This is a genomic window from Sporosarcina sp. E16_8 (assembly GCF_017347095.1).
Lineage (GTDB): Bacteria > Bacillota > Bacilli > Bacillales_A > Planococcaceae > Sporosarcina.
Window position 1 is genome coordinate 1 of sequence record NZ_JADPRZ010000129.1, and the last position, 664, is coordinate 664.

A 664-nucleotide genomic window follows, 5' to 3' on the forward strand; every position below is an offset into this window, starting at 1 on the left:
GGTAGACATGCCACTGATTTTCAAGCTATTCGTGAAGGGGGAATTCACACAGCTTATTTGGAGATTGCAGGTGCTCAATTCGCGAACGTATATAGTGCAATTGCAGCAAAAATTGCTTCACTTCAAGCAGAAATTGCCTCCATTCAACAGACTATCGAGTGTCTATTGGCCGAGGAAGCGGCAAGGGAAAGGGAAAAAGTAAAGACTTCCAACTAACAACGGGGGAGATAACTATCATGTCGACCGAAGTGAAAATAGACTATGTAGAAGTTGAAAACCAATTAAGGGAAATGAACAGCAAAACGGAATCACTCATTCCAAAAGCAGAACCACCGATTACGGGAAATACGATGGATGTCGTGACTAAACAGACGAAGTTGTCGATTCAACTGGAACAGCTTTTGATGAACTATCAAACTGTATTAATGGAGAATAGTAAAACAACTACTAGCTCCGTTGAATTCATGCGTGAATCAGACAAAAAAATAGCGACTGTCATGCATAGTACATTATCCGGACCGAAGCAGGCGATGTTATAATGAAAGTAGTAGATGTCAGCCCTTTCCACGATGGCTTGCGGCGGAATAATACCATGCTAAATCGTTTGGAAAATGAAATGAAAGCAATCGAGACCGCAGTCGAAGGACTCGTTGCGATGGAAGAC

The 664-nt window shown here is 42.2% G+C and carries 2 protein-coding genes; both read left to right on the forward strand.

The genetic code is table 11. The features are described 5' to 3' along the window. Nucleotides 1–216 (forward strand): hypothetical protein (locus tag I2484_RS21205; protein ID WP_207153001.1); only part of this gene is annotated, 216 nt, incomplete at its 5' end. Nucleotides 217–236: 20 nt separating this feature from the next. Continuing rightward, nucleotides 237–539 (forward strand): YwqI/YxiC family protein, encoded by a 303-nt coding sequence (locus tag I2484_RS21210; RefSeq protein ID WP_207153002.1) that lies wholly within the window; start codon nt 237–239, stop codon nt 537–539. Nucleotides 540–664 lie beyond the last annotated feature (125 nt).

Coding starts and splice junctions, on each gene's coding strand:
- I2484_RS21210 (WP_207153002.1), top strand. CDS start 237: ATGTCGACCGAAGTGAAAATAGACTATGTAGAAGTTGAAAACCAATTA.